Origin of the sequence: Aquiflexum sp. (assembly GCF_041749095.1) — a bacterium.
In the GTDB taxonomy this organism is placed as follows: Bacteria; Bacteroidota; Bacteroidia; order Cytophagales; family Cyclobacteriaceae; genus Aquiflexum.
Window position 1 is genome coordinate 1 of the sequence record NZ_JBGTCA010000600.1, and the last position, 8,652, is coordinate 8,652.

The window sequence follows — 8,652 nt, forward strand, 5'->3', positions numbered from 1 at the left end:
AGTCCTATGCTGGGAGCTTACGGCGATGAATTTGCCACTACCCCCAATCTGGATCAATTGGCCAGGGAAGGAGTTTTATATAGGAATGCTTATGCTCCGGCTCCAATCTGTACGCCGGCAAGATCAAGTATGGTAACCGGCATGAATGCCACATCTTTGGGTACACAGCATTTGAGATCGGAAGTGGAAAGGCCTGATTTTATAAAAACGACACCGGAAATCTTACAACAAAATGGCTACTTTACTACCAATTGGGGAAAAACAGATTATAACTTTAATCCGGAAGGAATGTATGAATATTGGGGTCAGGATCTGGCTCCCTGGCGCAAAAGAGAAGAGGATGATCACAGGCCCTTTTTCAGCTTCTTTGTTTTTGGTATAACGCATGAAGGAAGTGGAAATAATCTGGAAAGATATCAACAAGCAGTAGCTGACCTGCCCCGGTCTATGTTCCATGATCCCGATAAAGTTACTGTACCTCCGTATTATCCTGATACACCTGAATTTCGGGAACTATGGGCCCGCTATTATGACTGTGCCACTGCATTGGATATAAAGGTAGGAGAAGTGGTTCAAAAATTAAAAGATGATGGACTATATGAAAATACCATAATAATTTTTTACTCTGACCATGGTAACGGTATGCCCCGCTATAAGCGATGGCTGAACCATAGTGGGCTGCATGTGCCTTTTATTGTTTATGTGCCGGAGCAGTACAAGCACCTGATGAAGGACCAGCCAGGCAGTGAAAATACTGACTTAATTAATTTTACTGATCTCGGACCGACTACTTTAAATTTAGCCGGCATACAAGTCCCTGATTATATGCAGGGAATTTCTTTTATGGGTCAAAAGATTGACGAACCCAGAAAATATATGGCAGCCGCTCGCAGCAGAGCCGATAATATGTATGAGGTTTCCCGTGCTGTGCGGGATGACCGGTATATTTATATCAGGCATTATATGCCCCATATGCCTTATATCCAGCCTGGAGAAATCTTTTCCGATGTAAAATTGAGTTTTAAATATCTAAGAGAGATGCATGAAAAAGGCTTATTACCACCTGCATCAGAAGAAATGTGGCATCAAAAACCCACTGAAGAGCTTTATGATCTAAAAACCGATCCTTATGAATTAAATAGTCTTGCTGACGATCCTGCCTTGCAGGAGAAGAAGCAGGAACTGAAAAAGGTCATGCATGACTGGATCTATGATATACGTGATGCAGGCTTTCTTTTTGAGCCGGAGATGATGATCCGGGGATCAAAATCTACAGTATATGAGATGGCACAGGATCCTGCACAATATGACCTTCGGGCGATTCTTACTGCAGCTGAAATGGTAGGTACTGCCTCAATCGATGAGTTGGTAAACAATCTTGAAGATCCTGACAGTGGCGTAAGATTCTGGGCGGTGATGGGCTTGCGGGCAATGGAAAATAAGGCTGCTCCTGCCAAAAAAGAGCTTAAAAAGAGGTTGCAGGATAGCTCACCAAGTGTAGCCATACTGACTGCAGAAACTCTCTGTAAATTGGGGGAATGTGATCAAAAAGCATTGGATGTTTTGGGAAGATACCTGCAGGAAGAAAGACCTTGGGTGGCATTACAGGCGGCCAGATCTACAGAATTAATTGAGGAAAAAGCAAAACCTTTGGTACCGGTTTTATATCAAGTGCTGGATAAAAATAAGTCGCTGCCCGGTTCTAGATTGCGCTTTAAGGATGGCAATTTCGCGGCTTTTATCAGTTGGTCAGTTGAATGGGCTTTGCATTATTGTGGTGAAGAAGTAGGTATTAATAAGTAACACTGAAATATAAAAAAACAGAGATGGCTGAATTTTCACGGATTTCCAATTACAGTTTACTATTGGTTAGCTGTATCTTACTGGTAGGGTTTACAACTCCCAAACCCGAAAAAAAACTCAACATAATTTACATTCACTCGCACGATACCGGCTGGTATATCCAACCTTATGGGTATGATGTTCCAACTCCGAACATGCAAAAATTGGCAGACGAGGGAGTATTATTCAGAAATCATTTTTCTACTAATCCAACCTGTTCTCCAAGTAGGGGAAGTTTGCTCACAGGAAGATATCCTATTTCCAATGGGCTTTACGGTCTGGCCCACAGGGGTTTCAAACTAAACGATTACAATCAGCACATTGTCAATTTTTTGAAAAAGCACGGTTATGTTTCTGCGCTGGCCGGTGTACAGCATGTGGTGGATCATAATAATGAAAAGGCTTGGCAAATAATCGGTTATGATGAACGTATTGGCGGAACCAGTTCGCGAAGTGACATGAATAATATAATAGCCTGGCTGGAAAATGCCCCGGAAAAACCATTTTTTCTTTCTGTGGGTTTTGGAGAAACTCACCGGGAATTTCCTACTTACAACTGGCTGGAAAAACCTGATAATGTAAACCCACCGGGTTATTTGCCCAATGTACCTGCCACTAGGCTTGATTTTGCCAATTATAGGGAAAGTGCCCGACTGCTGGATGAAAAAATGGGGATGGTCTTTAAAGCCTTGGAAGATAATAACTTAAGTGAAAACACCCTGGTGATTTGCACAACAGAGCATGGAATTGCTTTCCCGTTCATGAAATGTAATTTAACGGACGGAGGAATTGGCATAATGTTGATGATGCGCGGCCCAGATGGTTTAACAGGAGGTAAAACTGTTACGGCATTAACCAGTAACGTGGATATTTTCCCAACCATTTGTGACTATTTGGGATTGGAAAAACCGGACTGGCTGCAAGGGATTTCCTTTATGCCGGTGATACAGGATGAAATTGAAGAGATTCGGAATGAAGTTTTTGCCGAAATCGATTATCATGCCTCTTATGAACCGGTTCGCTGTGTGCGAACAAACCGATATAAATATGTCAAACGATACGATGGCAGAAATAAACCTGTGTTGCCTAATTGTGATGACGGCCCCAGCAAAACATATTTGATAGAACAGGGCTGGCAGGATCAAAATATACCAAGAGAAGCACTTTATGATTTGATATTTGATCCCTACGAAAAAAATAATTTGATTGATGATCCTCAGAACAAAGAATTTGTTGAAGATTTAAAAAGCAGGTTGAAAATGCATATGGAAAGCACCAACGATCCTTTGTTAACCAAAGGTTATGTGCCGGCTCCAAAAGATGCCCTTGTTAATGACCCAGATGATATAGATACTAAGGGAAAATATATTAAACCAAAATATGTAATGTAAAGATCTAAGTTTAACACTATTCAAAATTAATGAGTGGTGTGAAGACTGGAATCATGTCCAGCCTTACGAATTGAATGATGGCGGATCAGCAGGCCCGGAAGATTCATTTGATCCCCAGGAACCGATGATCCCCAAAAGGGTTGTGCTTGGCGGATCATTTCTCTGCAACGATTCCTACTGCAGCGGATACCGGGTTTCCAGAAGGATGAAATCCAGCGATGATTCAGGATTGAGCCATACAGGTTTCAGGTGTGTGTTAAATTGACTTTCCGATCCTATAATTATAGAAAATATGGATCATTCAATCTCATTGTTGAATTAAATTTTGAAAAATTTCATTCGGTTGCGCTTAATCTTTATAATATTTGGTAAATTGATTGTTTGATTGCACAATCAAACCCAATAACTCATAAATGTCAATGGATTTTCGTGCTCTTTCCGAAACCGAATTGTGGAAACTGATCGTAAACGGTAATCAGGATGCTTATGGTTATATATATAGTAGCCTTTCCAGAGAACTTTACAAGTATGGCTATAAATTTACTTCGGATACGTATTTGATCGAAGATGCCATCCAGGATGTATTCGTCAATATATGGGAAATAAGAAAAAGCCTGATTATCCAAAAATCCATCAAATTCTACCTGATTTCCTGTTTTCGTCGGGAAATTATTAAGAAAATCAACGCCTCCTACAAAAACGAGACCTTGGAGGAATACCACTCCTGGGAAGTGTCGTTCCAGGAGATAATGGAGGAAAACCAGATCGGTCTTGAAACCAGCATCAGCATTGCCAATGCACTGGAAGTTTTGCCGGCAAGGCAAAAAGAGGCCATATACCTGCGTTATATCCAAGGACTTAGTTATATTGAGATCTCTGGAATAATGGGGGTTCAAACGCCGTCCATCTACAATCTTATCTTCAAAGGGCTCAAATCCTTAAAATCATCTTTATCCTCCCACAATATTTCAACAATTTTAATGGTATTTTTATTAAAGATATTTTATTAAAGATTAGTTAATTTTGAATTTTCAATAAAAATATCGCCTTAATTTTTTAAATTCTATAAAATTTAAATTTTTTTCTGGTTGAAGAGATGAGATTCCCCAAAGAATCTCCTCTTCCTGTGTACAATCATAACTCTGAACATGCCACAACCCTTTGTGGGAAGTTTAAGCATTCTAGGATTAGTTAGGGTAGAAAGTAGATAGTAAATAGTAGAAGGTAGATAGTAGATGGTAGATGGGCAACCCTCTACGCCGAAGGCATCTACCCAGAACTTTTGTAAAATAACACTTAAAAATATTGTAAAAATACTGATGAATGATTACAATTCCATAGAAGATTTTTTGCAGGACAGTTCCTTTAAGAATTGGGTGATCCATAGAGATCCTAAAGGAGAGGCCTATTGGGAAAACTGGATAAAGGAGCATCCGGATAAAAAGGACAAATTGCTTCAGGCAAGGATGATCCTGCAAGAGCTGGACAGGCCTGGAAGTGATTGGGATAATGCCAGGCAGAAATCCCTGTTTTCGGAGATTTCCAGACGGATCAATGACAATGAAAAGCACAGGATAAACTATCCGTCCTATTATTCCGGAAGCGTATTTTGGAGCAGGGCAGCCATTGTCACCTTTTTGATGCTTGCGTCAATTGTTGCGTTTTGGACCATCCAACCGAAATTGCCGGAAGATTCCGTTTCCATGGCAGCAGAGGAAGTATGGATCACCAAGGCCAATCCCAAGGGGCAGAAATCCAAAATCCATCTTCCTGACGGAAGTACCATAACCATAAATGCAGACAGCGAAATTCGCTTTAAGAATAGCTTTGGGAAGATTAACAGGGATATATTCCTTTCGGGCGAATCCTTTTTTGAGGTAGCTCCTGACAGTCTGATCCCGTTCCGGGTTTTCACCGGTGAGTTGACCACCACGGCCTTGGGCACCTCCTTTAACATCAACTCCTATGACCAAAAGGAGATTCAGATCCAGCTTGCAACGGGAAAAGTAAAGGTGGAGAATGAAGCGGAAGGGGAGCAGGTCCTGTACCTTTTACCGGGAGAGGAAGTCTGTCTGGATAGGGACAGCAATAAGATGAAAACGAAAAAATTTGACCTCAAAAAGGCGTTTCTGTGGAAAGAGGGTACCCTTCTGTTTGAAAAAGCTTCCTTCAGCGAGTTCACACTTGCACTGGAACGCTGGTATGGGGTGGAAATTGAGGTGGAACAACCTCCCTTTCCCGGTTTTCAGATTTCCGGGGAGTTTAGTGATACCTATTTGAGCAATATTCTGGAGAGCATCGGTTATGCCTACGGTTTTGACTACCGGATCAACCACAAAACAGTAAAAATCAATTTTAACCAAAACAGGTAAAGAATGGATAAATGAAATACATAAAAATGGTAAAGCCAATGGGAAACACTGGCTTTACCGGCAAATAGATAAGTTTCTCAGGCTCTGAATATTTGCCATCGTCTTACTGAAATGATTATTAACAATAAAACATCCAAAATTATGAAAAAAACATTACATGCCTTATGTATGATAGGAAAATACTACATATACGGATTCATACTTCAGACATTGTTTTTAAATCTGATGTATGCAGCCCCTGGGAATGCGCAGGGTTCCCTGGATTTAAAGGAAGTACACCTGAGTCTTGATCTGGAAGCGGCAACACTTGCCGAGGCCTTTACGGCAATTAAAACCGAAACCGGTTTTTCTTTTATATATGACGGCAGGTTGGTTAAAAACACTGATCCCGTAAATATGAAGGTCAATAACCAATCCCTGGAAAGTATCTTATTGTCACTGGCCGCTACGCATCAGCTTTCCTTTAAACAGGTGGACGATAAGATCAGTGTAAAGCTTTCTAGAGCCAACAGTCAGGAAAAGCCACTTCTTGTCGATGTGACGGTGAAGGGAACCGTAGTGGATGATAAGGGTGATCCCTTGCCGGGGGCTTCTGTTACTGTCTCAGGAACCACAACAGGTACAGTGACTGATATTGACGGGAATTATACCCTTGATGTTCCAGATGGATCCACCTTAATTTTTTCATATATCGGTTTTGAGACGATGCGGGTTGCGGTGGATAATCGGTCGCAGATAGATATAACCCTGCAAACAGATATGGCTTCTTTGGATGAAGTTGTGGTAGTAGGCTTTGGTGCGCAGAAAAAAAGGGATATCACGGGTGCGGTTGCCAGAGCAGATATTCAATCTTTACAAGAGGCTCCAAATGTCGGTATAGGACAGTCACTTCAGGGTATGGTTCCCGGCTTAAATGTCGGAACGATAAATAGCGCAGGTGCTGATCCTCCCATATCCATTAGAGGTGCCACAACCCTTTCAGGAAACCAAAACGTTTTGATAGTTTTGGATGGTATTATTTTCAATGGAACATTGGCATCCTTAAATCCAGCGGATATTGAATCCATTGATGTCTTAAAGGATGCCAGTGCAACAGCCATTTACGGAGCCCAAGCCGCTAATGGGGTACTTTTAATTACAACAAAAAAAGGAGCTACGGATAAGCCTCAAATTAACTTTTCAAGCCAGATTGCAACCCAAACACCGGCCCATGCCCTAACACCGATGAACAGGGATCAGTTTCTGCAAAAAAACAAGAATTTGCTTTGGGAAGATGCCTATTTGCCTCCTAACTATATAACCATTAATCCAGATTTTGACATTGTCCAGGATGGCTTAGATCCGGCTCAATGGGATGCCCATAATAACGGTACTGATTTCGATTGGTGGGATGCCGGGACACAAATGGGATATATATCTGATAACCAATTAAGTATATCGGGAAGAACAGATAATTTCAACTATTTATTTTCAGGTGGGCATACCAGGCAAAAAGGATTTATAAAAAACGATGAGTTTACTAGGAAAACCATCAGGATTAATCTTGAATCAAAAATAAAGCCTTGGTTGACACTGGGTGTTCAATCATTTGGGTCTTTTAGTGATTATTCCGGAGAAGCGCCTACAATTGGACGATTAATGCTTCAAAGTCCATTGACTGTTCCTTATGATGAGGAAGGAAACTTGATAGTTAACCCTAATCAAAACATAGACTTGAGTCCTTTCATAGGCACTGTGAGTGATGATTCGGATAGACGAAATGCTTTATTCGGAAACTTTTATGCTGATATAAAAATACCATTTATCGAAGGGCTTAGTTATAGGTTAAATTATGGCCATAACTATAGGATCAACAATGAATATAATTCAAATCAATTCGGTGCAGGATTAACTGGTAGAGCCATTAAAAGAGACCAATTTTATTATGACTATACGCTAGATAATATATTGACATATTCCAGAGGTTTTGGGCTAAAACATGACTTAAATGCCACCTTATTATATGGAGCAATTGAAAGGCAAAATAGATTTACTACTTCAGAAGCCAATGGTTTCAATAGAATGACTTTGGGGTATCATAATCTGCAACAAGGAACCTTACAATTTACCAGATCAGGTGCATGGGATGAAGCTTTATTGTATCAAATGGGAAGGATAAATTATAAATATGACGAAAAATACCTTTTCACAGCTACGGTGAGGAGAGATGGTTTTTCAGGTTTTTCAGAAGACAATAAATATGGCATTTTCCCATCACTTGCTTTGGGGTGGATTCTTTCAGAGGAAAACTTTATTTCTGAGTTGAATTGGCTCAATGTATTAAAATTAAGAGCCAGCTATGGTGCAAATGGAAACATGATCAATCGCTATGCTTCTTTACCTAGGGTAAATCCAAATATTGCTTATGTATTTGGGGATGGAGGTTCTACTGAATTTGGACAACAAGTAGCTGCTTTAGGCAATAGCGACCTTCGTTGGGAAAGGACTGTTGGTTATAATTATGGAGCTGACTTCAGACTTTTTAATGGTAAGTTATCAGGCAATGTTGAATATTACCATACCACCACAAACGATCTTTTGTTCAGTGTCAGCATTCCACCTATGACCGGTTTTACTGAAATCACGTCCAACGTTGGAGAGGTTAGAAACAGAGGAATTGAGTTTTCATTGAATCCAATCATTATTGACAGACCAGATTTCAGATGGGATATGGTGTTTAACTTTTCCAGGAATGTTAATGAAATAAAAAGTTTGACCGGATTGGATGCTGACGGTGATGGGAAGGAAGATGACCTGGTGGCCAGTAATTTATTTATAGGGCAACCCATTGGAGCCGTTTTTGGATACGAAACAGATGGGATTTATCAAATTGAAGATGATAGACCTACAGGTTACCCCGTTGGCAGCCATCGGGTATTGGATCAAAACGGGGATGGTGTTATTTCACCCGATGACAGAGTAATCCTTGGTATGGAAGACCCGACCTATAGGTTTAGTATATTTAATACGATGACATACAAAAATTTTTCCCTTAGAGTATTGATCAA

At 40.5% G+C, this 8,652-nt stretch carries 6 protein-coding genes; all 6 read left to right on the top strand.

Annotation, left to right across the window (positions count from 1 at the left end):
- Nucleotides 1-1,803: sulfatase-like hydrolase/transferase (locus ACEW8O_RS26815; protein ID WP_373497703.1), on the top strand; the 1,803-nt coding region annotated here is incomplete at its 5' end.
- Nucleotides 1,804-1,826: 23 nt separating this feature from the next.
- Nucleotides 1,827-3,233 (top strand): sulfatase, encoded by a 1,407-nt coding sequence (locus ACEW8O_RS26820; protein WP_373497704.1) that lies wholly within the window; start codon nt 1,827-1,829, stop codon nt 3,231-3,233.
- Between the two features lie 25 nt (nt 3,234-3,258).
- On the top strand, nt 3,259-3,498 hold the full coding sequence (locus tag ACEW8O_RS26825; protein WP_373497708.1) for an SUMF1/EgtB/PvdO family nonheme iron enzyme: 240 nt from the start codon (nt 3,259-3,261) through the stop codon (nt 3,496-3,498).
- A 154-nt stretch (nt 3,499-3,652) separates the two neighbouring features.
- Nucleotides 3,653-4,243, top strand: a complete 591-nt coding sequence (locus ACEW8O_RS26830; protein WP_373497705.1) for an RNA polymerase sigma factor — start codon at nt 3,653-3,655, stop codon at nt 4,241-4,243.
- A gap of 309 nt (nt 4,244-4,552) precedes the next feature.
- The gene (locus tag ACEW8O_RS26835) at nt 4,553-5,605 is read left to right on the top strand and encodes a FecR family protein (protein WP_373497706.1); all 1,053 of its coding nucleotides are present in this window, start codon (nt 4,553-4,555) and stop codon (nt 5,603-5,605) included.
- Nucleotides 5,606-5,746: 141 nt separating this feature from the next.
- Nucleotides 5,747-8,652, top strand: a 2,906-nt coding sequence (locus ACEW8O_RS26840; RefSeq protein ID WP_373497707.1) for a SusC/RagA family TonB-linked outer membrane protein, incomplete at its 3' end; no start/stop codon positions are given.

Excerpts from the sequence above, each read along its gene's own strand:
- ACEW8O_RS26820 (WP_373497704.1), top strand. The coding sequence starts at position 1,827 with ATGGCTGAATTTTCACGGATTTCCAATTACAGTTTACTATTGGTTAGC.
- ACEW8O_RS26830 (WP_373497705.1), top strand. The coding sequence starts at position 3,653 with ATGGATTTTCGTGCTCTTTCCGAAACCGAATTGTGGAAACTGATCGTA.
- ACEW8O_RS26835 (WP_373497706.1), top strand. The coding sequence starts at position 4,553 with ATGAATGATTACAATTCCATAGAAGATTTTTTGCAGGACAGTTCCTTT.